Source organism: Pseudomonas sp. MWU15-20650 (assembly GCF_023242475.1).
Classification (GTDB): Bacteria; Pseudomonadota; Gammaproteobacteria; order Pseudomonadales; family Pseudomonadaceae; genus Aquipseudomonas.
The window spans coordinates 20,217-41,664 of sequence record NZ_JALJFG010000015.1 but is presented as its reverse complement, the minus strand read 5'-3'; the positions used below and the strand labels follow the sequence as shown (position 1 = coordinate 41,664).

The following is a 21,448-nucleotide window of genomic DNA, read 5'->3' as shown; positions in this document are numbered from 1 at the left end:
TCTGCACTGCCTATGCAGACCGCTGACCAAAGCGTTCTGATATCGTTGGGGCAACGATCCGTTGGCCCTATCTCATAAGCCGCCAATATCAGCAATGGATGGAACGCGCTGCGTACCAGCCTGTGAGAGTCTTCGATGAAGCATGTCAGGCTAATCAGGCACGGTGAAAGCGCGGCTAACGCCGGCAAAGCCAGTCTGGATCACGCGAGCATTCCTCTTACGCCAAAAGGTGTCGAACAAGCGCGCCTAGTGGCAGGGTCATTCGTCCAGGCCCCAGATCTGATCGTTGCCTCGCCATTCTCCCGAGCCAAGCAACTGCAATTCAGACAGTGGCTGATTTCCCTTCAGTACCATTCGAAATATGGCCCATCCAGGAATTCACTTACCTTGAACCCGCGCGGTGCACTAGCACAACCGTCGCTGATCGGCGCGAATGGGTGGAGGCGTATTGGGCCAAAGCAGATCCTGGTTCTACGGATGGTGAAGGCGCTGAGTCATTTCTAGATTTCATAGCTAGAGCTCAGTCTTTCCTGGAGCGTCTTGCTGAACATTCCGCCCAAGACATCGTAGCGTTTTCGCATGGTCAGGTTATCAACGCTGCAGCCTGGCTGATTGAGCACAAGCCGCTCGGCATTGATGGCGCAGCTATGTTGGACTGGCGTGATTATGAGATCGGTAACCACGTGCCCAATTGTGGTGGATGCCTACCCTTGAAAGATCCCGACGAAACCGGGTGGAGAGTATGTCGGTCAGCCCCTGAGGAGCCACGAATGGACGCAACTTGCCGCGTACCAGGAAAAGTCTATCAAGTCGCTCGTGATCCTGAGCGCCTGCTCATTGAAGAGCGCGCAGAGGCTCCTTCAGCAGCAGGTTATCCGACTCCAAATGATGATTCAGCCACGTACGCCGAACACGGCTGCAAGAGGCTAAAGCAGCTGCGTGTCTGACGCCCTTGAACATTCCCGCTGGAAAACCCTTGGGAGCTGAGTGACTTTGGGAGGAAAAGCGCTGCTGGCAAATCTCAGCGTCACGATTTGAGTCCGATTGCATTCTTCCGCACTCACATTTTAACTCCACGCGCACCCACCCACTGTAAAAGCTGGACGTTCTACTCACCGCCCTTGAGGAGTGGCGGTTTCCAGTCAGCGAAGTGCTTTAACGCATCAAGGTCGCCAATCAATTCCTTCGCGTTGGCCAGCCGCTCCATGACAGCCTCTCTCGACACACCATCCAATCGTTGTGCTGACCCTTCGATATCGGCAAAAAATGCGTGAATACTGTTCACTTTTGCCCACGTCTGGATTACGGCTTCCAGTTGCTCGCGACTTTCCTGTATGGCCTTGAGCTGGCGCTTTTCCTCCTCTTTTCTTTTCCATTCCGCCATTTGCAATTGGTGCTTTTGCCACTCGAGGTCGGCTTTCTCCCGTTCAAGCTTCACTTTCTCCGCAAGCCCTGGAGCTTCAGCGATCAATAGCTTCACGATGCTTGGGATCTTACTGATCAGATCGCCAGGCTTGTCTTCCTTCCAGCGCTGAACCCACTCTGCCCGATAGTACGGGGAGTAAACTTGAAGGCACAGTCGACCGCTGGGCATGTCGGCGCTCATTACCCATTCGTTTCGGAAGGGGGCAACGCGTTTTCTCTCTGGACGCGAACCCAGCCGGACTAACCTTTTATCTACGCTTTTGACTTCAACGTATTCGCTGATTTCGTAAATGGACAAACCAAAAACAACGCTTCCAACATGAACCACTGTCGGACGTTGGGGCTGCCAAAGCGAGGGATAGACGTATCTCGATGACGACTTGTCCCTATGATCAACTGGTTCGCGGCTCATGCGCTCGGCAGGATCGCTCAAGGTAACCGTAAGGCCTTTTTTCATAAACGCGAGGAACAACTGGTTTGCGAAGTCGACCGCATGAGTGACCCCACTGCGGCTTACTATTAAATCCGCCATCGCACGCTTTGTAGGCCTATCGTAGCCGTTCTCGCTTTCCCGCACTTTCTTGAAGTGATCTTCAATACTCAGTAAAAGTGGGTGCCTACGAGGTTGCATGTCAGAGTTGAGCGGTGTCTTCCGGCTCATTTGCTTTCGTTTTATAGGTGAGGATCGCGGAACCTGAAGCGGTGCTTCATTTCTGTTCCAAACAGTTGAATCGCCTGGTTGAGCCTCAGGCAAGACCGGGCGAGCTTTAGCTTTTCCTACCGCGATTTGCGCCCAGTAGCCAACGGGCGGTCTTGGAATATTCAGGCTGGCATACACCTTCGTGAGGTAGCTGGAGGAGACTCCATATCGCGAGCTAATTTTGGTCATTGGAGTCGACCAAGCCAGATCGAAAAGCGCTTCTCTCGTCACGACTTCATCCGACATATCACCAGCTGGGCTTTGAGCCTTAGGCATTCCTTCCATAGTGATCACTTTTCAGCGATTGAGGAGCAAATTATCGTAGCTTATCCGTCACTGCTACATGGATGCTTATCTGAGTGGTTTCCATCCCTAGAATAAAGATAGCGATAGCTCACGACGCTAATCCGGGGAAACCCAAAATGTTAGGGCTAGGTAGGCTGCAGAAAGTTGAGGTTTGGCTAAGCTCGCAATAGGTTTATGACGCCAGGTTGGTCTGGAAAGACAGGCTGGATAGTGCTTGCTGAGCGAGAGCAATGGAAATGCGCAAGAAATCCCAGTCATGGTTTGTCCCACTCCTGATTCTTTTCGCGATCCTTTGGGCGATAGGCAAAAAAGACACGCCTCCCGCTCAGGTGCAACCGAGCCCCCCTCCCACTCCGAATACTCTGGTCTCATCTACCTCGGTTCCATCATCGACACCTGCCCCCTCGGTTGATCAATACGTAAGCACAGACAAGCTAAATATCCGAAATCAACCAGGCGGAAAAGTTATCTCCAAGTTGAGCCGGGGAGCCAAGGTTCAGGTCTTCGAAAAACGGGATGATTGGGTGCGCATAAGCGTCGATGGCCAACCTGCGAAGTGGCTTTCTTCCAAAAGCCTTTGTACCGGATCGAATTGCTACACCGCCTCTAAACCAAAACAGTCGCCTTCGCCAGTACAACCAGTCCGGAGACAGACTCCAGAATACGGATCCTCCTGCCCTTGTTCTTCGGGACACATTTGTATCGGGCCACGAGGCGGTCGGTACTGCATTACTTCAGGTGGCAATAAGCGTTACGGTGTTTAAGCAATTGTAGGGGGGCAGTAAATTCTCGGTCAGGTCAGTGCGTCTTCGTTTGGTATCGAACCCCTCCCAACGAGAGGGGTCTGCTTTTGTACTACTCTCGGGAATAGATCCGATGTCCGCGCAACATAGCCTTGTAATACTCGCTCGGGGAGGATACGCCGCTCGAGGAGTGCTTTATTTGATCATCGGTATCTTCGCGCTGCTGGCAGCACTTGATTCGACAAAACCAAAGGACAGCCACAAGAGCCTGGAAGCTTTACTAAACCAGCCATTCGGATATTTTCTAGTTGGACTTGTGGTGGCGGGTCTGCTCGCATTTTCGGCTTGGCGTGTCTTGCAAGCTACGCGAGATGTCGATCATCACGGCAAAGAACTCAAAGGAGTGGTGATTCGCACTGGTCTGTTTGCCGGAGGTTTGGTCAACGCCGCTCTAGCGTTTTTTGCAATGGGTCTACTCATTAGCGGTATTAGAAGCTCGGGGGATTCTGGAGGGCAGACCAAAGACTGGCTAGCGCATCTTCTGTCTTGGGATCACTCGAATTTATTGGTGTACCTGATCGCTCTCATTCCGCTTGGTGTTGGAATTGCTCACATCATCAAAGGATGGAAGGCGTCGTTCGAGAAATATTTTGAAGCCGACGAGGACGTCATGCGGTACGTCCGGCCAGTGTCTCGGTTCGGTCTAATAGCTCGTGGAGTCGTATTCATAGAAATTGCCTTCCTGCTGGCAATTAGCGGTTCCACTTATCAAGCTATGGATCCACCTGGTATGAAACAAGCGCTCGACGCTCTGCAGAATCTACCTGCTGGATGGCTGATATTGATTGTGATGGCCCTAGGTCTGATTGCCTTCTCGGCTTACAGCTTCTCCGAGGCTTTCTGGCGCAAGATCAATATGGACGTGCCTGGAGTATCGAGACCTTAGGTTGCCGCATTAACGGTGGCACGCTTTCGGATTAGCGCAGGCATGGCCTCAACCTGTCGTTTGCGATGAGGGATACCTCCTGTTCTTCATCATGGTGCTGCTGACAGAGAAATTCGCGCATTAGTGCGGCAGTTCGTCTAGCGCTAGTCACCACAAAGAAGTGCCCCTCCCCCTTCAGAATGCGAAGCTCTGAACGGCGAATTGTGCGGCGCAGGATATGGGCGTTGTACGCATGTATCAACGGATCGCAGTCGCCGGTAAGAACCAGCGTGCGTTGCGGCAGCCGGGACAACCGAAGCAGGCTTGTCCATCCGATCAAGGCTGCGAGCTGGAAATAGTAGGTTCGTGGATTAACAGAGAGCATGCCTTTCATCACACCGAACCGCAGCAGTGTGTGAATTGGATTGCGGGAGCTATCTTGCTTGCGCACATTGGCGTTTTTACTCTTGCGGAAAAAATCCATAACGTCAGCAGGCTTCATGAACAGCACTGGGCCGGGAGAGGTCGCCGCGAGGATCAGCCTGCGTACCATGCTCGGGTAACGAAGAGCGAATTCTTGAGCCAGTGCACCTCCCCAACTCACCCCGAACACATCGACTTGGTCGACTCCCAATTGCTGGAGCATCTCGGCAATCACGTCGGCATGGCTTGGCAGGCGAATGGGCCAACGGGGCATTTGCGACTTGCCGACCCCTGGCACGTCCAGCGTGATGGTCGTGAAGTCGTCCAGTTCTTCGCGCAACGGATTGAAGGTACGAATCAAACCACCCAAACCATTGAGTAAAAGCAGCGGAGAGCCTTGACCGCAGATCGAAACATTCAACTGCAAGCCCTTCGCTATTAGCCTGTGCGTTGTCATGATTTCTCCTTGCTGCACGCAATTGGGAGGCAGTATTGGTGAGACTTAGGGGGAAGTTCCGAAGAGCTCCGCAGCCGCTTCCCTCATAAAAATCTCAATGGTTTTCGGCCCTATCCCTTCAAATTCAGATAGCCGTTTTTCGAATGCCTTACGATCTGCGCTTGCCGCGACGATGTTGCTGACCTTGCCGTGATATTCAGCATTGATCTTGTTAGCCAATGCCAACAACCGCGACGCGGTGGTCTCGTCGTAACGCACGTAGTGAGCCTCACCAAGCATCATGACCAGCTGGCGGTGAGTGCAGCTCGCCAATTTGTGCGGCGTATCCCGATGATGTTTATCGACGATCACTTGATAGGCGTTGGCGGCAATTGGCCCCTGGATTCTCTTGCCCATCAGGAAACTGGCAAGCAGCCATCTGAATAACCCGGCTTCGTTCGCACCTTGAAGGTCGATTTGTAAGTCACGTGCGCAGATGATTTTGCTCACTGGTTCACCCTCAAACGATGGTCTTAATGTAGACCAGGCGCTATCGCGAATGATCCAGCTGTGCGACGCCGTGATAAAGGAACCCTTATTCATGCTCGACGCCTAATGGTTGAACCTTACGATTTGAGAAAGAAGAAATGCATATCTCCGACACAATCCAAGTCATGGAAGCGCTGTCAGCTAACGACGCAAATCTTAAGCTTCACGAAGGCTGGTCATTGATATCTGTGGTCGTCACCACTCACCCAAATGGTCAGCTCCACCCTTGCCACATTCTCGGCAAATCGAAAACCTCATCCAACCATCAAAAGCCCGATTGAATGGGTTACATCGATAAGAGATTTGTTGCACTGAACTGTAACGGGGGGATGATTTGGCTTATCTGGATTGGATTCAATGGCCAGCGATGGTTGTTACCGTTCTCGCCGCATGGCTAATCGGATCGCAGCGGCCAAGACGGCGGATGATCGGATTTATTTGCTTCAGTATGAGCAACGTGTTGTGGGTAATTTGGGGGTTTTACGCAGGCGCGTATGCATTGATCGTATTACAGGTTTGTCTTTTCCTGATGAACCTTCGAGGGCTCAAGAAAAATTCGAAGGGTAAAGAAAACGAGCATTCTCAGGACTGACGTTGACCATCGAAATTCTTCTTGAAGCCACGCGCATTCATCCCCAAAAGGATGCACTCAAGGAGGATCAGAGCGTAGGCATCAGCGTGAAGCCCCCAGATTACCCAAAGCGCATTACTGGTGATAAATCCCCAAAAGGCAATCATGCGACGGTACGCTCGTTGCGACCCGATGAACCAGGCTGAGGCTACCGTCACTACCATGGCTGGCCATTGCAGGTAATCGATGTACTCCAAATTGTTCCCTCCTGCAGAGGCGGCGCTTTTTTAAAGAGAGACGCCGGCGCTAGCCTGTGGATCAAGCGCAGGCAATCCAAGTGAGACACCCAGATTGACCAGATACTCTCCAAAACCTCCACGACATTTGTAATCCTTGCGGGCGCTGGTGATGACCGGATTCGTTGCTGTCCAAACGATATGAGCACCGATCCTCTTAAGGTCAGCAACCAAATGGACATCTTCGTGTGCAGTGAGATGCTGAAACCCACCTGCGTTCCGATAGGCATCGGCACTCAAGCCAAGGTTAGCTCCGTGGATGTGCCGGTGATTCTCGCTGAACTGGTAAAGCTCCATGTACTTTGAGCGAACCAGATCTCCATGAATATTCCAGCTATCCACCTCTACTGTTCCACAAACTGCATCAGCCTTGAACCCAATCTGACGCGCCAGCCAATCATGTGGCACGACGGTGTCGGCATCGGTGAAAGCAAGCCACGTCGCGCCAGCGGCCAGAAGATGATCTGCACCGGTTGCTCTCGCCTTACCCACGTTCTGAAAAGAAACTTCGATCCGTCCTACACCGTGTGATGAAACAATCTGTTCGGTCTGATCAGAGCAGGCATCTAAGACGACGACTACGGAGACTGGCTGGCCCGCCAATGCAGGATGCTCAGCCGCGAACAGAACAGATGTTAAACACGCAGCAATGTGGTGTTCTTCATTGTGGGCAGGTATGACCACACCGATCATTAACGACACCTCCGACTGACTGAGTTAAGGCTCCTGCAGTCGACCTACTTGCGCTCCATTAGGTTTAAAAAATTACGAGCGTGCCTACACAAGCGACCGCTAGTCATTTGCGTCGATATCACTCTGAACTTACTTTCTTCGATCCTTCTCTCCCACTTACCATCCAGCTGAAGTAGGTAAGACGTCATGAGAGCACTCACCTATCACGGCGCGCACAGCGTCAAGGTCGACACGGTTCCTGATCCGGTTATCCAGGAAAGTGATGACATCATTCTTCGGGTTACCGCGACGGCGATATGCGGATCTGACCTCCATCTCTATCGGGGCAAGATTCCGACTGTCGAGCATGGCGATATCTTCGGGCATGAGTTCATGGGGATCGTTGAAGAGGCAGGCTCAGCGGTTACCGCAGTGCAACCCGGCGACCGCGTGGTAATTCCCTTTGTAATCGCCTGCGGCAGCTGTTTCTTCTGCGCAATGGATCTGTTCGCGGCCTGCGAAACAACAAATACAGGGCGCGGAGCGATCATAAATAAAAAGGCGATACCACCAGGAGCCGCGCTGTTCGGCTTCAGTCATATGTACGGCGGCGTTCCTGGCGGGCAAGCCGAATACGTGCGCGTGCCGAAAGCCAACACCGGGCCGTTTAAGGTGCCGGGGACACTGTCGGATGAAAAGGTTCTTTTCCTTTCAGACATCCTTCCCACGGCGTATCAGGCTGTAACTAACGCGGGGATTGGTAATGGTTCCAGCATCGCAATTTATGGTGCAGGGCCCGTCGGTTTGTTGAGCGCGGCCTGTGCAAGGATGCTCGGTGCCGACCAAATTTTCATGGTCGATCACCATCCTTACCGCTTGGCTTACGCGCAGAAAACGTATGGTGTAATTCCGATCAACTTCGATGAAGACGACGATCCTGCAGATACGATCATTCGGCAAACCAAAGGAATGCGGGGAGTTGATGGCGTCGTAGATGCGGTAGGGTTTGAAGCAAAAGGTAGTACGACGGAAACAGTTCTCGCGACACTCAAGCTTGAGGGCAGCAGCGGCAAGGCTTTACGTCAGTGCATCGCCGCCGTTCGACGCGGCGGCATCGTCAGTGTCCCTGGCGTTTATTCAGGGTTCATCCATGGCTTCCTGTTCGGAGACGCATTCGACAAGGGGCTGACCTTCAAAATGGGGCAGACCCATGTGCACCGTTTCCTACCCGAGCTCCTGGATCACATTGAGACAGGTCGTCTCGCACCAGAAGTCATCATCAGCCATCGCATGTCACTGGAACAGGCCGCTGAGGGATATAAAATCTTTGATAAAAAAGAAGAGGACTGCCGAAAAGTCATCCTGACACCTAGCGATAACCACATCGCTTTGCCGGAAACCGACGGAAGCGCGACGGTGCTGACTACCTAAATCTGTCGATAAGTGGAGAGGACGAGAAGGCTCGGTGCCTCACCGAAACCTCCCGTCCTTCTTCATTTGAGGTCGATATGAAAGTGGCAACCTTACGCCTGCCTCGGTCAATTCTGAAACCTCAGGTCGTTACGTGCTGAAGTCTATCTGTGACCTGGGTCATCAAAAGCGTTGCAAGGAGAGCCATAAAATACTGAAACACGCATACACTCAGGCACTGACTCATTAGACGCCGGCCACGTGTGCCCAGCTAAGGAATCTTTGATTGATCGTCCAATGGGAAGGTTTTTTGCCAATCGAGGGAAAGGTGATCGTCATCGAGGACGACCCTACATTGCGAGAGTTAATGGCAGAAATCGCATCGGAAGTCGGAGGGAAGGCAATCTCGTTTCAGACTGCAGATGACGCCTTAACCTATCTGCTCCAAACTCATGAACAATGCCGTCTAGTGATCGCAGACCACGGTGTACCTGGCCAGATACAGGGTATCGAATTTATCGAAATGGTAGGTAGTCGATGGCCATCAATTGCGGCAATCCTGACCTCTGGATACCTAATAGACCCTGAGGCTATCCCAGCTTCTACCATTTATCTGCACAAACCATGGTCACTGGATGATTTCGTTATCGCTATGGCGGCGCTATTGCAGCCTGGCATCGCGATTCACAAAGCCTGATTTTAAGGCATTGTAGATGCGAGGTAGACCGGGGTCGACTTGGTTGCCCCCCTCATCAGAAGCTTGGTTAAAGCTTCCTCTATCTCATCAGCGGCGCCGTGTTTGTGCTCCGTGAGTGACCACTGCCAGTAACGATCTGCCATCAGACCGCCTACCGCTTCTGCACATAATTATTCACAGCTCACGCCCATCTTTGTGGCTGATGCGATGAGCGCTAAAAGTGCTTGCTCAAGTTGCTGAATTCTATCGGAGGACAAGATACCGACTCCATTAAAATGAAGCCTAGTATGAGCCGATATCAATTTGACATCAAAGGCGATCTTGAAGGTTGATCCTCCCGCATCTATCTGCTCAATGCCCCGGAGCTCTGCATTCGCTCGATTCAAAGCTGGTTTTTCGTGCAGCCATCTCACTGCGAAGCTCACCTACCAGATTGGCAATTGCACGACTCGTAGTTAGCGGCGCCGTCGATACTCCCGTGACCAATAGCTCAACACTGCCTGAAGAAGGCTCAGTAACCTTGATCATTAGCGAACCATCCACATTTAGCGTGCATGAGCAGGACAGCGGCAGGAAGCCACACTCAATGATATGTCGGAGCTCAAGAGCGGAAATCATCACGTTTTCCTAAGGGCAGTGTTCATTGATTGTTGTCCAAATTCGGAGCGAGTCAAATGCCCACCGAAGCAATCTGACAACGCATTTTAAGGCTACTTTTGCTGAAACGTTGCATCTGTCTGTGCGCGCCACATCGCATTCCTGGAAAAAATACACAACGCTCTGACCCTTTCTATCTCGCCGCTGTTAGGGATGCCTATCAGAACAGCGGCGTCCTCGAATTCATATAGCCTGGCGAAAAATCGTCCTCCATGGAAGACGTGAAAAACGTTGGAATCTTTTTTGCGAGCGCCACTCTTTTGCCTATGAGCGTAAGGAGGAACTCATGAGCCAGACGGATATTTTTGTCATCGACTACAAACTCCATGGGCAGCCAAAGTCATTCGTCATTCGCGCCAAAACAATGCGCAATGTGGATGCCTGGCATTGGGCAAGCTGCGACGCCGGCCTAGCTCCAATCCCTAAGCCTGGCAGACCTCCGTTAAAGGTCGTCTCGAAACCTCAAGCTGAGAGATACGGAGTGACAGAAGTGAAATGGCGCGAAACGGGCGTTCTTGATTGGACAGAGCTTTCACATCATCCAGGCGGCGCAACTAGCGAGTGACCGTGACCGTAGAATTTGATCACGGAGTTGTCTGAGTTACCGCTTCATAACGGGAAAGTAGCTTTGAATATTGTACCTTCATCAATATTGGAGGTAACTGAAACCGTGCCGCCGTGCGCCTTTACGATTTCGCTGACGATGAATAGCCCTAGACCTACGCTCCGGGTGCCTTGCGGGAGGTTGACGCCGCGAGTCATTGGACTGAAGACAGTGGCCAGAAAGTCTGGAGGAATCGGTGAACCCCAGTTGTGCACCATCAACTCAAAGCCCAGCGCCGTAATAGAGGATGTAACCGTCACGGGACGGTCTTCCGCACCGTAGGTGACTGCGTTAGAAATTAAGTTACCTGTCAATTGCGCAAGCCTATCGCCGTCCGCGATACATAAACCATTGCCACATGTTGAATGGACAAGCACTTGATCGGGGTAAACGATTCTAAGTTGCTCTACGGTTCCTGCAATGAGTTGATGTAGATCGATGGCCGCTTTCGTAATTCCTATACCACGCCCTATTCGCGCTTGCGTGAAATCCAACAAATCGTTGATGAGCCTGCGTGCTCTTTGCTCCGCTTCATGGGCATGACGAACCAATTTTTGCTGCTTCGGCGTTAGTCCTTGGCGATCAAGCATTTCCATGGACATTGATATAACCGAGAGAGGATTACGCAGATCGTGACTTACGATACCGATCATCTGCTCGGAAAAAAGTGCGCGGTCTTCAGCGGCAGCTTGCTCACGTTTCACGTCGGTGATGTCATGAAGTACGCCAACAAACTGCACAAGCTTATTGTCGGGATCGAATGCGGCACGTCCAGTCGAGAGCACAGTACGCTGAATGCCATCAATTCCGTTCAATCTGTAGATGCAGCGATACTCTTGAGCTACCGACTCAAGAGCTGCCGAGAAGAGTTCGGCTTCCCGCTTCTGGTCTTGGGGCTCAATGAAGCTTGAGTAAGCGGCTGCGGAAACAATCTGGCTTGAGGGGTAGCCAAGCAAGCGTGCGACGCTCTCATCGTAACGGCGCTCACGTGTCACAGGGTCGACATCCCAGACATGCATCTGGGCAGATTCTAATGCAACCCGAAGCCTGGCATCGGCTACCGAAAGATCTCGCTGGAGCGCTAAGTGTGCTTCGAGTGAATCCTCCGCCTGCCGCTTGGAAATCAATACCTCTTGCTCGAATCGGTGCCTCTCGATCGCTACAAATGCCGAAACCTCATCGAAAGTGCCACCCGAGTGCTCTCTTCTTCTCACGTTGAGAATCATCGGCACTTTTTTTCCGTCAGACGTTACAAACTCAAGCTTTACCTCGGAAATGGGACCTTGCATTTCCAATAAAGGAATCCAGTGAGTTTGATGAAAAATTCGACCTCCGATGGTAAGCAATTCTTGCAACTTACGATGGCCAATTAGCTGGTCTTTCGAGTATCTCAGCCATTCGCAAAAAGTGGTGTTCACCCGAAGGATAACGCCACTCTTACTCGTGAGAATCAGGGCACAGGGAGCGTGCTCATAAAGTGAGTCAGCACCGGGAAGCGAGTCGGCATCAGCCTGCATCAGCAATTCGACTCTGCACGCTTTCAATAAAGCTTTGAATCGCATTGATGCAAAGATCAGGTGCGCTGAGGTGCGGGCAGTGGCCCATGTTTTCAATCACCTCAAGTCGATTATCTGGAATCACGTTATGAAGGTATTGACCAACCTCCACAGGCGCGATGATGTCCTCGGACGACTGAATAATCAGCGCTGGGGCCTGCAGCTTTGCAACGTCGCTGCGATTGTCCGAAAGAAATGTCACCCTCGCGAATCGCTTTGCAATGTCTGGATCTGTCTGGCAGAAACTATTAGTCAACTCAACGCCAAGGTGTGGTTGTCCAGGCGCGCCCATGATGGCGGGAGCCATGGAACTCGACCAGCCAAGGTAGTTGCTTTCAAGAGTCTCCAAGAGAGAGTCAATGTCTTCACGGCTGAATCCGCCAAAGTAATCCCCATCGTTGATATATGAGGGAGAAGGCCCAACCATGACATGCGCACCGATCAGGCCTGGACGCATATTGGCGGCGATTACTCCAGCCATTGCACTGACCGAATGCCCAACAAATATGACCGGCCCGCTGGCAAACTCACCGATGATTTCGACGATGTCCTGCGCGTACCCTTTCAAGGTGGAGTACCTAGCAACATCGTAAGCCGAAAGGTCAGACTTCCCACACCCCACAACGTCGAAAAGAATTGTTTGATAGCTCTCTGAAAAAGCCGGCTCAACCAGTCTCCACATATTCTGATCGCATCCAAAACCGTGCGCAAAAACCAAAGTGGCAGGGCCGGAACCTCGAACGCGAACGTTGTTGCGAATTTGTACAGACATTTTTGTTCCTGCGTCGATGGGGAGTGGATTCGTTGAAGCGGGTTTTGGCAGTCTACATCGCGAGCCTCAACTGCCGCTGAGAGGAGTCTGCATTGATCGCCCGCTACCTTGTAAGGACATCCATTGACCCCTGTAGGTACCGGGCGGCCAACGAAGCGGGAATAGGAATCAGACAAACAGGACGCTAATGAATTCATTCGAGCGGATGTTTAGCAACGAGAGTCCAGTATCACGCCTTGTGAGCTTAGGCTTATGTCCATGACTATGCTTGCTCATTGCACGAAGAGTTCACTGAAAGACGACGGTTCAGCTAGGCTCACCCTCATCGAAAGCTCAAGGAGTATTTCCATGCCAGATAGCTCTGACGCGAACATAGCAGCTGCAGACGCTCTCACACTGCTCCTTCACAACCAACATGCAATCTGCGCGGCCATTGAAGAGGTAACCAACTGGCTCTCTGAAAGCGGAGCGGAACACGTCGCCGCCAATGCACTCGCGTCGATGGAAACGCTCGACAAGAATGCTCAAGGCATCACAGATGCCATCATGCGCCTACGTCAATCTTACGCTTAAACTTCAGCCTTTCAGTCATCTCGATGGAACGTTGCGCCAAACCCCGTCCTCTATCGCAACACGAGTGAATCTGAGGACTTCATCATGATTGACCCAGCAACCGGTATGAAGGCGGGCGAGCGTTATATCGTAGAAAGTCTCGAACGCACACGACATTTTCCAGGCTTCTTCCTCGACGGGAAATATTACCTTGGCCCCGAATTGATGACGGCCATAGGTTGGCTGGAAGGTCAGCAGTTTTATTACGATGAGCTTGACCCCACAGGTGAGCCAGTATTCCCCAATCGACTCGCCGGCACTGTAGAAGACCTAACCCTCATTCTTGCAGACGGAGCGCGTTTACCTTTAAACGAAATGCCCTACGAAGCTGAGATCGATCCCTCTGACATTCCGATCAGTCGTAATCTATCGTCATCGGGACATCGCCCTACGTCACCAAGCGATCAGCACGGAGTTGAGGGCGTATGGATGTCAGGTAAACATCCCTATCCCATACTCCTTGCGGCGGGCGCAGCGCTATTACTGGGAATACTGTTTGGGGTCAAACAAGCTAAACGCCTTCCTATCCGAAAGCTGAGGTAGTCGTCCTTCGTGAATTCTGGAGAAGCGCCCTTTGAAAGATCGGAGTGAGAAATGCATCCAGTGACCCCTGACGGTCGTTACTTCGTTGTCAAAGGGCAGCTGTGGCGCTGTTCAAACCCGTCATTAGAAGAGGACGTGCGCCAGCGTCTTGTCGATGCCCTCATGGCAGCGCGACGCGAGGTGAAGAAAGCAAAAGAATCGGAAGACGCATCGCAGCTAAAGCGCGCTCGGGAAAAGGTACAAGTGGCAAAAGTAGCGCTTGGTGAGCGGGGCCCTGTTTGGTGGACAGATGGAAGCCCGGACTTCAACCGGCGGCTGGTCATCAATTCCCCGTATGCCAAATGGTTCAGCTCGCTTTATGAGTCTGATTAACCCTTGGCTCAAGGTGCATATTCAATATGCCTTGCCGGCTAATAAAAAAGACCTTCAAGGGCCCTTTTTGCACTTAAACCACAACCTGTACGTGTTGAACAACCTCGATGAAAAAGCGGAAGTAGTGCGATGGAAACCGCAGTGGCACTCATGCGCTGCAGTTTCTCCGCTTCGATATCTGCAAAAGACGGAACGACTCAGACCATGTGCTTTCGAAAAATTGAGCGCTTCAAATTTCGAGGGTCGAGGAGAAAGCTCATGACTGAAAAAAGCTCCACTTCATCAAAAAAAAGCAAAGCACTGGAAGATTCTGTTCTCGTCTCAGACGTGTCTGAAGCAGGTTTAACAGATGACGAACGAGTCGTTAGAGAAGATGAGTTCCTTGGCGACGCACCACGTGTGGAACCTGGCCCAGCAGACTTGGAAAGACTTAAGGATTAAAGCCAGCTCAGCTTCGTTTTCGATGCGACCAATATTTTCAATACGCGACGTCTACTACTTAAAATTTGCTTAATGGAGGTGTCACGTATGCGCCAGCAAACCTCATTCATATTTGATCTGGATGGCACGTTGACTGACAGCGTTTACCAGAATGTCTTTGCGTGGAAAACTGCGCTCGATTCAGAAGACATACCATTGGCCATGTGGCGAATTCACAGGAAAATTGGTATGAGCGGCGGGCTGATGCTCAAGATGTTAGCCCGTGAGACCGGCTTGGAAATCAAACCAGACCAGGCTAAAAGACTCAGCGATAAACATGATAAAGCCTACAAGGATCTGCAAGGCCAGATAACCGCTCTGCCTGGCGCTGTAGAGCTTCTCTACGCTCTAAACCGTGATCAGCTCAAGTGGTGTATTGCGACCAGTGGTGGCATGGACACTGCGGCGATAAATCTGAAGGCATTGGGCTTGGATATCGCGAAGGTCAATCTCATCACCCGTGATGACGTGAAGTATGGCAAGCCCGATCCAGACCTTTTCCTCGCCGCTGCAAGCAAACTCAATGTACCCATCGAAGATTGCCTGGTGATCGGCGATGCCATCTGGGACATGCTTGCCGCACGCCGCTGTAAGGCCACCGGTATAGGGCTGCTTTCTGGTGGTTACGACACCGGAGAGCTTGAACGCGCAGGTGCACTGCGGGTTTACGAGGATCCTCTGGCACTGCTGCGGCACCTGGACGAGGTGGCTTCCCGTCCGTGAGCAATCTGTAAGCAAGCGGATTGAGTTGGTGTGCCCCCCGCTCGCGCCGATGTTCACGCATGCAGCTATGCCAGACGATTGATCGGGTGGTCTTCCAGTGTTCCTCAGAAGCGACGATCCGAGGCATTGGATGCACCCGATACAACTGCGCCCACCCCGCACTCCTAAGGCTTTTATAAGTTTACGCTGCGATACACATCGAAGCGCTTAAATGATCAGCCAGGCTCCACTGGCGCCGCCAGTGCCGCTCTTGAACAGACAAAAAGCAGCATGCCTATCAGGATCAAGAACCCTCCCCGCATCCATGTTTCCAGACTTTGCTGACTGAGCAGTACCAGACACGAGACGATAGCAAGTACCGGAACCCACGTCGGCACCCGAAAGTGATTTTCCGCAACCTCGTCACGGCGCAGGATTAACACGGACAAATTAGTGCTGAGAAATACAAACAGTAAGAGCAGGACGACGGTTTCGGCCAATGTAGCTAGCGTTCCCGTCAGCGTGAGTGCGATTGCTACCACGGTGGTAGCGATGACCGCGATCCAAGGGGTGCGTCGCCGAGGCAGCACCTTGCTCAAGGCGGTCGGCAACAGTCCTATACAGGCCATGCCATAAGTAAGGCGACTCGCCATTATCATGGTTAACAGCGCGCCGTTGGCTACCGCGATCAGTGCAATGAAGGCGAAGACGCGAGGCGGAATGTTTAAACCTGACGCCCGAACCACCTCAAGAAGAGGAGCCGAGGTGGCCACAAGTTTTTCCATGGGCAGTACGGAAGATGCCGCGATGCCGACAGCCATGTAGACGACTCCGGCGGTTAGCAATGCGGCAAATAATGCGCGCGGGTAAACTTTTCGAACATCTCGGATTTCTTCCGCGAGATTGGCGGATGTTTCGAATCCTACAAAAGAATAGAAGGCGATTAATGCCGCGCTCAAAACGGCTAACATCGGGCTGATCCCCGGTTTGAACTCAAGGCTGCGACCCAAGTCAGCTTCGCCTGTACGGAGATACCAAGCAGCGGCTACGACGACCAAAAGAAGACCTGACAGCTCAATGACTGTCATCACAAGGTTGGCTCCCAAAGACTCTTTAATTCCCCTCGCATTGAGTAGCGCGATAACGAGAAGGAAAAGTAATGCTGCGATGTGAGGCGGTACATGAATGAACGCCGCTAGGTAATCACCGGCAAACGCTAGAGATAAACCCGCCGCGCTCGTGACAGCTGCCGATAGCATGCAAAAGCCAACAAGAAAAGAAATGAGCGGAGACCGGAACGCCTTCTCTGCGAAAACCGAAGCCGCGCCCGCATGAGGATATTTTGTCACCAACTCTGCGTAGGAACCTGCAGTAAGCATCGCAAAAAACAGAGCGATGAGCAGGGGCACCCATATTGCGCCACCTACCTCCCCCGCAATTGTCCCGGCGAGCGCATAAACGCCCGCCCCGAGAACATCGCCGAGAATAAACAGAAAAAGCATCGGGCCGGTAACGGCGCGGCGCAGCGAGTTCTTCCGGGGTGAGGTCTTCACGTTCAACTTCCTGGCTTGGGGGTTCAATAGCACATTCCCGGCTAGTAGCTGGTTGGCTTTGCTATGAAACAATGGAAATTTGCGTGTGTCTAAAGTTCACATATCTTGGCTGACTGTCGGGAAGAAAACGCCGTTCCTATAACGTGAATAGAGCGATGAAATGCCCCTGAAGATAAAAAAAACGATAAGAAAAAAGGGCCCTACTAGGCCCTTTTTTTATTCAAACCAAATCACTTGGTCAGCCAAGACTCAACGGTCGCGGAGCCGTGTTCAGCTTTCCAATCTTTCAACGTCTTGTGATTACCACCCTTGGTTTCTACGACCTCGCCGGTATGAGGATTTTTATAAACCTTCAACTGGCGAGGCTTGCGGCTGCCTGCTTTGGACTCGACAGCTGGAGCGCGACGACCGCCTTGTGGATCTAACAGGTTGATCACGTCCTTGAGGCTATAGCCGTATTTTGCGAGCAAATCGCGCAGCTTCGTTTCGAACTCGATTTCTTTCTTGAGGCCAGCATCGCCCTTGAGGGCTTCGAGAGCCTGGAGCTGTTCGGCGAGGTGTTTTTCAAGCTGGCGGAATTCGGCAAGTTTGGACATGGAAATTCTCGATGTGAGTAATAGCTAGAGGTTACACCATAAATCACGGGGCGCACTTACAAGGAGTGGCGCCTGAGGCCTTACACCCGTCCAGCCCATATTAATATCTGCTTCCAAGCGACAGTAGGTCTTGGATTGATTCCTTGGGAATGGCCGATACCACTTTTCTTATAGATGAGTATCCGCCTCCTCAGCCGGATAAAACTCCCCCTCCTTCCCCATCCTTTTTAGCTGTTCGCGCACGATCAACTCAACGCTAGCAACGGCGGCTTGATCTTCAGGGTTGACCAATTGCAAGCACAACCGTTGGACATTCTGATCGTGGGTGCCCTCGCTCATCATCTCGTGGGTGAAGACTTGTTCGCCACGCCAAAGGCATAGCTGGGTATGAGTTTCGCCGAGCCATATCTCGTTGATTGATCTTAGGTCGGTGGTAGCCAGTTGATCGACGGTGATGGTCTTATCCATTGCTCTGTACCTTACCAATAAGCAGTTACAGGTAGACTTCCGGCCACAGGGGGTCGTTCCAACTGCTGACAGTTTACCCAGCCCGATGGTGGTGAAATACCTCCCGGATTGAGGTCGGACAATCAACGATTGAAGCCGGCAAATACGAATAGACGACGGGAATTCCATGACTAATCCGACTGGTTTTACATGCAGATGGCCGCGCATGGAAAAGCCTTACTTCCCTCCTCATGCCAATACTTCTGTTCGCTGGCGTGCAGTTGCCGATACGCCGACTCTCAGACTGCGGCTGAAGTCAGTCATCCACGTCTTCGACCAGTGAGAGGGGCTGAATCAGATGCGGGCCTTGATTACGAACGTTACCCACATCCTTGCGAACCTTGTACCAATGAAAATCGGTAACTGGTCGGCAATGTTCCATCGCGATTTCTGTCGCTCGTTCAACTGAAGTCTCAGGATCAATCCATTCGCGGGCGTGCTCAGGTGCAAGAACCAGAGGTTTGCGGTCATGGATATCGACCATACCTTGGTCACTCGCAGCGGTGATGATGACGAAACCGTCGCGATCATCTGGTTCCAAACCTTCGTGCACCTCAGCCAAACCGGCAAAGAACATCGGAATCTGCTCTTTCAGTGTTATGAAATAGGGCTGTTTTTTCTTTGGATCATCTTCGTCCTTGACCCACTCGAACCACCCGTTCGCCGGCGCGATTACGCGACCATTTGGCCAGAGCTGATTGAAAAATTTCCCGGTCATGACGGTCTCGACTCTCGCGTTTATCGGGTCAGGGCGTTTTCCCTTCGCCCAGAACGGCGCCCATCCCCATTTAACCTTATCGACACTCAAGCCCTCTCCTACTGGCCGGAAGATTTCCACTCGCGTGGACGGCGCAACGTTGTACCGCTCGACAGGCCAAAGGTCATAGCCATTGATCACCAGCTGATTTGGCGCAAGCTCCTTGAGGTAGTGATCCATCGATTCGTAGATCGAGTAGCGTCCGCACATGGTGTCACCCGTCGAATTGTCGTACCTATGAGATTGACCGCAAGCGAACCAAATCGTTAACTGTATGCATATACAGTCAACTTCCTAAGGCTTGCATCATGAGCATCACCATCCTCGGCCCTCTCGCGTCTGGCGGCAGGAGGCTGCCCTTATATTCATCCAGGGTGCCGGCGGGCTTCCCCTCCCCTGCGGCTGATCACATCGAAAAACACATTTCCCTCGATGAGCTGTTCGATATCCGCGCGCCGCACGTGTACCTGGTGAGAATTGATGGAGACAGCATGCAGGGCGCAGGAATCTACTCAGGGGATCTGGTGGTTGTTGATCGAAGCATCGATGCGGTCAGCGGCGACATAGTCATCGCAGCGCTGAACTCAGAGCCATTCTGCAAGCGCCTGCTTCTGCGTGAGAACGCCGTGATGCTTGTATCGGAGAACCCAAAATATCCGGCAAGGCATGTCATGGAGGGCGATGAGTTGGTGATCTGGGGTGTGGTGAAATACAGCGTGCGCGATCATGACAACACGTGAGCCCGTCTTCGCCCTGATTGACTGCAACAGTTTCTACGCGAGCTGCGAGCGAGTGTTCAGACCCGACCTGGCAAAGACGCCCATTGTGGTTTTGTCCAACAACGACGGCTGTGTGATCGCGCGTAGCTACGATGCCAAGCCTTTCGTAAAAATGGGTCAGCCGTACTTCCAGATCAAAGACCATCTACGCCAGCATGGAATCGTAGCCTTTAGCAGTAATTACGTTTTATACGGCGACATGAGCGAGCGCGTTATGACGATCATCGAGTCGATGGTGCCGGCACTTGAGGTCTACAGCATTGATGAGGCATTCGCCGATTTGACTGGCATGCCTGGAGATCTGTCCGCGTTTGGCAGGCACATGCGCTCCACGCTTCTCAAGCGCACAGGCATTCCTGTCGGAGTGGGGATCGCGCGCACGAAGACACTCGCCAAGCTCGCTAACCACACAGCCAAACGTCTGCTGGATATTACCGGTGGCGTGGTGGATCTGTGCGATCCATTCAAACGCGACTGGACGCTGCGCAACACCGATGTTGGCGAGGTCTGGGGCATCGGCAGGCGCATGAAGGCACACCTGGAAACGATGGGCATCAAGACCGCAATGGAGTTGGCGAAAGCCGATCCGTGGATGCTGCGCCAGAAATTCAGTGTGGTGATCGAGAAGACTGCTCGCGAGCTTGCAGGCACCTCATGTCTGGAACTAGGTGAAGCTGACCCACCCAAGCAGGAGATTTGTTGTAGCAGGATGTTCGGCACCAGGCTGACGCAGATCAAGCCGATCAAGGAGGCCGTCGCCACCTACACCCAACGCGCGGCGGAAAAGCTCAGAGCGCAAAACTCGCTGTGCAAAAAGATCCGCGTGAGCATTAGGACAGGAATGTTCAATCCCGAAGAAGCGAAGTACGCGAACGGCGCGCTCGTCGAACTCCCCTATCCGACAAACGACGTTCGACTCATGACCAAGGCTGCGACCGAAGCGGTCAATCGCCTCTTTCGACCAGGCTTCAAGTACAGCAAGGCGGAAGTTCTGCTGATGGATCTAAGGCAGCCCGGCGAGTTCACCGATGATCTGTTTGCGCTATCGCAGCCAGCGATGGCTGACAAGGTCATGAGCGTTCTGGACGAGATCAACAGCCGTTGGGGTAAGGGAGTTGTCCGTTTAGCCAGTGTTCCTGCGGCGCCTGGTTGGGCAATGCGCCGCGAGTTGATGAGTCAGAGCTATACGACGAAGGTTGATCAGTTGTGGACGGTAAAGGCTAGGTAGCAGACAGGTGCGGTCTGGCGATGCTCGAATGATTCTGGAAATGCAGTGCTACCTGCAAAATGTCGCCAATGAACGTAAAATCAACACCTTACCTGTCATTAAATTTCCAGTAGATGCGCCAAAGCTAATTCAATTTTTCACATAGCTAAAATCAAGCATCTCTTGCCTATTGAAAGTATCCGTCCGTGCCAATAGGATGATCCCGCAGCAGCTAAAATAACATTAACATCAAGGAGAGATTTTATGGCGCTTAAACCAGGCCCAAAACCGATTGCCAAATCAACCGGCGAAGTTGATAAGCGTCGTCGTGACAATAAAGAAACGCAAGGAAATAACCCCGACTTGAAACCTAGCAAGCCTTCAAAAAAATAGGTTTTCGCTGACAGGAGCTACTCGAATGGCGATTATGCAATTCATGTCGATAGCTGCGTTGCGCTGGGCTGGGCTGGGCTGGGCTGGGCTGGCCATGAGGCTACCGAATCCGTTAGTCGACTATCCTCCTAGAGTCGAACGCTAGTGGTACGTTGCTCTGAGATACATTTTTAATGTCCCCAATACGGCACACTAACCATCATTT

At 52.2% G+C, this 21,448-nt stretch carries 25 protein-coding genes and 2 pseudogenes; 15 read left to right on the top strand and 12 right to left on the bottom strand.

Annotated features, from left to right (window positions below):
• Positions 1-135 precede the first annotated feature (135 nt).
• Positions 136-743: pseudogene (locus M5B43_RS13830) on the top strand (histidine phosphatase family protein); the annotation flags it as partial.
• A gap of 365 nt (positions 744-1,108) precedes the next feature.
• Here the strand turns inward: M5B43_RS13830 and M5B43_RS13825 are convergent.
• Positions 1,109-2,410 carry a hypothetical protein gene (locus tag M5B43_RS13825; RefSeq protein WP_027613486.1) on the bottom strand — a complete coding sequence of 434 codons (1,302 nt, stop codon included), beginning with the start codon at positions 2,408-2,410 and terminating at the stop codon, positions 1,109-1,111.
• A 251-nt stretch (positions 2,411-2,661) separates the two neighbouring features.
• On the opposite strand from M5B43_RS13825, the gene M5B43_RS13820 reads away from it, so the two are divergent.
• Together M5B43_RS13820 and M5B43_RS13815 are read left to right on the top strand one after the other, a co-directional pair.
• Complete coding sequence (locus M5B43_RS13820) at positions 2,662-3,195, top strand: SH3 domain-containing protein (protein WP_349292374.1); 534 nt, start codon at positions 2,662-2,664, stop codon at positions 3,193-3,195.
• A gap of 112 nt (positions 3,196-3,307) precedes the next feature.
• Positions 3,308-4,120, top strand: coding sequence for a DUF1206 domain-containing protein (locus M5B43_RS13815; protein ID WP_027613487.1), 813 nt, complete (start codon positions 3,308-3,310; stop codon positions 4,118-4,120).
• Positions 4,121-4,151: 31 nt separating this feature from the next.
• On the opposite strand, the gene M5B43_RS13810 is transcribed toward M5B43_RS13815, so the two are convergent.
• Both M5B43_RS13810 and M5B43_RS13805 read right to left on the bottom strand, forming a co-directional pair.
• A complete protein-coding gene (locus M5B43_RS13810; protein ID WP_248750634.1) occupies positions 4,152-4,979 on the bottom strand; it encodes an alpha/beta hydrolase in 828 nt (275 codons plus the stop codon).
• A 45-nt stretch (positions 4,980-5,024) separates the two neighbouring features.
• Positions 5,025-5,468, bottom strand: coding sequence for a DNA methylase (locus tag M5B43_RS13805; protein ID WP_248750698.1), 444 nt, complete (start codon positions 5,466-5,468; stop codon positions 5,025-5,027).
• Positions 5,469-5,841: 373 nt separating this feature from the next.
• Here M5B43_RS13805 and M5B43_RS13800 point away from each other — a divergent pair, with 373 nt between their 5' ends.
• A complete protein-coding gene (locus M5B43_RS13800; RefSeq protein WP_248750633.1) occupies positions 5,842-6,099 on the top strand; it encodes a YgjV family protein in 258 nt (85 codons plus the stop codon).
• Here M5B43_RS13800 and M5B43_RS13795 read toward each other — a convergent pair.
• Both M5B43_RS13795 and M5B43_RS13790 read right to left on the bottom strand, forming a co-directional pair.
• Positions 6,090-6,335 (bottom strand): hypothetical protein, encoded by a 246-nt coding sequence (locus M5B43_RS13795; protein WP_093543584.1) that lies wholly within the window; start codon positions 6,333-6,335, stop codon positions 6,090-6,092. The genes M5B43_RS13800 and M5B43_RS13795 overlap by 10 nt on opposite strands.
• 30 nt (positions 6,336-6,365) lie before the next feature.
• Positions 6,366-7,067 carry a glycosyltransferase gene (locus tag M5B43_RS13790; RefSeq protein ID WP_248750632.1) on the bottom strand — a complete coding sequence of 234 codons (702 nt, stop codon included), beginning with the start codon at positions 7,065-7,067 and terminating at the stop codon, positions 6,366-6,368.
• 186 nt (positions 7,068-7,253) lie between these two features.
• On the opposite strand from M5B43_RS13790, the gene M5B43_RS13785 reads away from it, so the two are divergent.
• Together M5B43_RS13785 and M5B43_RS13780 are read left to right on the top strand one after the other, a co-directional pair.
• Entirely contained in the window at positions 7,254-8,477 is a 1,224-nt protein-coding gene (locus M5B43_RS13785; RefSeq protein ID WP_248750631.1) for a zinc-dependent alcohol dehydrogenase, read from the top strand.
• A gap of 265 nt (positions 8,478-8,742) precedes the next feature.
• Positions 8,743-9,153 carry a response regulator gene (locus M5B43_RS13780; RefSeq protein WP_248750630.1) on the top strand — a complete coding sequence of 137 codons (411 nt, stop codon included), beginning with the start codon at positions 8,743-8,745 and terminating at the stop codon, positions 9,151-9,153.
• Between the two features lie 351 nt (positions 9,154-9,504).
• On the opposite strand, the gene M5B43_RS13775 is transcribed toward M5B43_RS13780, so the two are convergent.
• Positions 9,505-9,771, bottom strand: a complete 267-nt coding sequence (locus tag M5B43_RS13775) for a DUF1652 domain-containing protein (protein WP_248750629.1) — start codon at positions 9,769-9,771, stop codon at positions 9,505-9,507.
• A gap of 325 nt (positions 9,772-10,096) precedes the next feature.
• Between M5B43_RS13775 and M5B43_RS13770 the strand changes: the two genes are divergently transcribed.
• Positions 10,097-10,375 (top strand): DUF6555 family protein, encoded by a 279-nt coding sequence (locus M5B43_RS13770; protein ID WP_248750628.1) that lies wholly within the window; start codon positions 10,097-10,099, stop codon positions 10,373-10,375.
• A gap of 44 nt (positions 10,376-10,419) precedes the next feature.
• Here M5B43_RS13770 and M5B43_RS13765 read toward each other — a convergent pair whose 3' ends face one another.
• Together M5B43_RS13765 and M5B43_RS13760 are read right to left on the bottom strand one after the other, a co-directional pair.
• Positions 10,420-11,931, bottom strand: coding sequence for a PAS domain-containing sensor histidine kinase (locus M5B43_RS13765; protein WP_248750627.1), 1,512 nt, complete (start codon positions 11,929-11,931; stop codon positions 10,420-10,422).
• Positions 11,921-12,742: an alpha/beta hydrolase gene (locus tag M5B43_RS13760; RefSeq protein WP_248750626.1), complete on the bottom strand. Its 822-nt coding sequence runs from the start codon at positions 12,740-12,742 to the stop codon at positions 11,921-11,923. The genes M5B43_RS13765 and M5B43_RS13760 overlap by 11 nt, the downstream gene beginning before the upstream one ends.
• Before the next feature lie 348 nt (positions 12,743-13,090).
• Between M5B43_RS13760 and M5B43_RS13755 the strand changes: the two genes are divergently transcribed.
• The 5 genes and pseudogenes from M5B43_RS13755 to M5B43_RS13735 all read left to right on the top strand — a co-directional run bounded on the left by M5B43_RS13755 (position 13,091) and on the right by M5B43_RS13735 (position 15,472).
• Positions 13,091-13,315: a hypothetical protein gene (locus tag M5B43_RS13755; protein ID WP_248750625.1), complete on the top strand. Its 225-nt coding sequence runs from the start codon at positions 13,091-13,093 to the stop codon at positions 13,313-13,315.
• Between the two features lie 84 nt (positions 13,316-13,399).
• Positions 13,400-13,666: pseudogene (locus M5B43_RS13750) on the top strand (short chain dehydrogenase); the annotation flags it as partial.
• A gap of 282 nt (positions 13,667-13,948) precedes the next feature.
• Entirely contained in the window at positions 13,949-14,269 is a 321-nt protein-coding gene (locus tag M5B43_RS13745; RefSeq protein WP_248750624.1) for a hypothetical protein, read from the top strand.
• Between the two features lie 258 nt (positions 14,270-14,527).
• Positions 14,528-14,710 carry a hypothetical protein gene (locus M5B43_RS13740; RefSeq protein ID WP_248750623.1) on the top strand — a complete coding sequence of 61 codons (183 nt, stop codon included), beginning with the start codon at positions 14,528-14,530 and terminating at the stop codon, positions 14,708-14,710.
• A gap of 87 nt (positions 14,711-14,797) precedes the next feature.
• Positions 14,798-15,472 carry an HAD family hydrolase gene (locus M5B43_RS13735; protein WP_248750622.1) on the top strand — a complete coding sequence of 225 codons (675 nt, stop codon included), beginning with the start codon at positions 14,798-14,800 and terminating at the stop codon, positions 15,470-15,472.
• Between the two features lie 215 nt (positions 15,473-15,687).
• Here the strand turns inward: M5B43_RS13735 and M5B43_RS13730 are convergent, their stop codons facing one another.
• The 4 genes from M5B43_RS13730 to M5B43_RS13715 form a co-directional block, all read right to left on the bottom strand.
• Entirely contained in the window at positions 15,688-16,953 is a 1,266-nt protein-coding gene (locus M5B43_RS13730; RefSeq protein WP_248750697.1) for an APC family permease, read from the bottom strand.
• A 281-nt stretch (positions 16,954-17,234) separates the two neighbouring features.
• A complete protein-coding gene (locus M5B43_RS13725; RefSeq protein ID WP_248750621.1) occupies positions 17,235-17,600 on the bottom strand; it encodes a histone-like nucleoid-structuring protein, MvaT/MvaU family in 366 nt (121 codons plus the stop codon).
• Between the two features lie 168 nt (positions 17,601-17,768).
• The gene (locus tag M5B43_RS13720; RefSeq protein ID WP_248750620.1) at positions 17,769-18,068 is read right to left on the bottom strand and encodes a hypothetical protein; all 300 of its coding nucleotides are present in this window, start codon (positions 18,066-18,068) and stop codon (positions 17,769-17,771) included.
• Positions 18,069-18,363: 295 nt separating this feature from the next.
• Entirely contained in the window at positions 18,364-19,074 is a 711-nt protein-coding gene (locus M5B43_RS13715; protein ID WP_248750619.1) for an SOS response-associated peptidase family protein, read from the bottom strand.
• 98 nt (positions 19,075-19,172) lie between these two features.
• Between M5B43_RS13715 and umuD the strand changes: the two genes are divergently transcribed.
• The 3 genes from umuD to M5B43_RS27270 all read left to right on the top strand — a co-directional run bounded on the left by umuD (position 19,173) and on the right by M5B43_RS27270 (position 21,243).
• Complete coding sequence (gene umuD / locus M5B43_RS13710) at positions 19,173-19,604, top strand: translesion error-prone DNA polymerase V autoproteolytic subunit (protein ID WP_248750618.1); 432 nt, start codon at positions 19,173-19,175, stop codon at positions 19,602-19,604.
• Entirely contained in the window at positions 19,591-20,871 is a 1,281-nt protein-coding gene (umuC, locus tag M5B43_RS13705) for a translesion error-prone DNA polymerase V subunit UmuC (RefSeq protein WP_248750617.1), read from the top strand. Before umuD ends, umuC begins: the two co-directional genes overlap by 14 nt.
• Before the next feature lie 243 nt (positions 20,872-21,114).
• The gene (locus M5B43_RS27270) at positions 21,115-21,243 is read left to right on the top strand and encodes a hypothetical protein (RefSeq protein ID WP_283099472.1); all 129 of its coding nucleotides are present in this window, start codon (positions 21,115-21,117) and stop codon (positions 21,241-21,243) included.
• Positions 21,244-21,448 lie beyond the last annotated feature (205 nt).

Bases quoted from the DNA above. Each gene is read 5' to 3' on its own strand.
- M5B43_RS13825 (WP_027613486.1), bottom strand. From the start codon at position 2,410: ATGGAAGGAATGCCTAAGGCTCAAAGCCCAGCTGGTGATATGTCGGAT.
- M5B43_RS13820 (WP_349292374.1), top strand. From the start codon at position 2,662: ATGGAAATGCGCAAGAAATCCCAGTCATGGTTTGTCCCACTCCTGATT.
- M5B43_RS13815 (WP_027613487.1), top strand. From the start codon at position 3,308: ATGTCCGCGCAACATAGCCTTGTAATACTCGCTCGGGGAGGATACGCC.
- M5B43_RS13810 (WP_248750634.1), bottom strand. From the start codon at position 4,979: ATGACAACGCACAGGCTAATAGCGAAGGGCTTGCAGTTGAATGTTTCG.
- M5B43_RS13790 (WP_248750632.1), bottom strand. From the start codon at position 7,067: ATGATCGGTGTGGTCATACCTGCCCACAATGAAGAACACCACATTGCT.
- M5B43_RS13785 (WP_248750631.1), top strand. From the start codon at position 7,254: ATGAGAGCACTCACCTATCACGGCGCGCACAGCGTCAAGGTCGACACG.
- M5B43_RS13775 (WP_248750629.1), bottom strand. From the start codon at position 9,771: ATGATTTCCGCTCTTGAGCTCCGACATATCATTGAGTGTGGCTTCCTG.
- M5B43_RS13770 (WP_248750628.1), top strand. From the start codon at position 10,097: ATGAGCCAGACGGATATTTTTGTCATCGACTACAAACTCCATGGGCAG.
- M5B43_RS13765 (WP_248750627.1), bottom strand. From the start codon at position 11,931: ATGCAGGCTGATGCCGACTCGCTTCCCGGTGCTGACTCACTTTATGAG.
- M5B43_RS13760 (WP_248750626.1), bottom strand. From the start codon at position 12,742: ATGTCTGTACAAATTCGCAACAACGTTCGCGTTCGAGGTTCCGGCCCT.
- M5B43_RS13755 (WP_248750625.1), top strand. From the start codon at position 13,091: ATGCCAGATAGCTCTGACGCGAACATAGCAGCTGCAGACGCTCTCACA.
- M5B43_RS13745 (WP_248750624.1), top strand. From the start codon at position 13,949: ATGCATCCAGTGACCCCTGACGGTCGTTACTTCGTTGTCAAAGGGCAG.
- M5B43_RS13740 (WP_248750623.1), top strand. From the start codon at position 14,528: ATGACTGAAAAAAGCTCCACTTCATCAAAAAAAAGCAAAGCACTGGAA.
- M5B43_RS13735 (WP_248750622.1), top strand. From the start codon at position 14,798: ATGCGCCAGCAAACCTCATTCATATTTGATCTGGATGGCACGTTGACT.
- M5B43_RS13730 (WP_248750697.1), bottom strand. From the start codon at position 16,953: ATGCTTTTTCTGTTTATTCTCGGCGATGTTCTCGGGGCGGGCGTTTAT.
- M5B43_RS13725 (WP_248750621.1), bottom strand. From the start codon at position 17,600: ATGTCCAAACTTGCCGAATTCCGCCAGCTTGAAAAACACCTCGCCGAA.
- M5B43_RS13720 (WP_248750620.1), bottom strand. From the start codon at position 18,068: ATGGATAAGACCATCACCGTCGATCAACTGGCTACCACCGACCTAAGA.
- M5B43_RS13715 (WP_248750619.1), bottom strand. From the start codon at position 19,074: ATGTGCGGACGCTACTCGATCTACGAATCGATGGATCACTACCTCAAG.
- umuD (WP_248750618.1), top strand. From the start codon at position 19,173: ATGAGCATCACCATCCTCGGCCCTCTCGCGTCTGGCGGCAGGAGGCTG.
- umuC (WP_248750617.1), top strand. From the start codon at position 19,591: ATGACAACACGTGAGCCCGTCTTCGCCCTGATTGACTGCAACAGTTTC.
- M5B43_RS27270 (WP_283099472.1), top strand. From the start codon at position 21,115: ATGGCGCTTAAACCAGGCCCAAAACCGATTGCCAAATCAACCGGCGAA.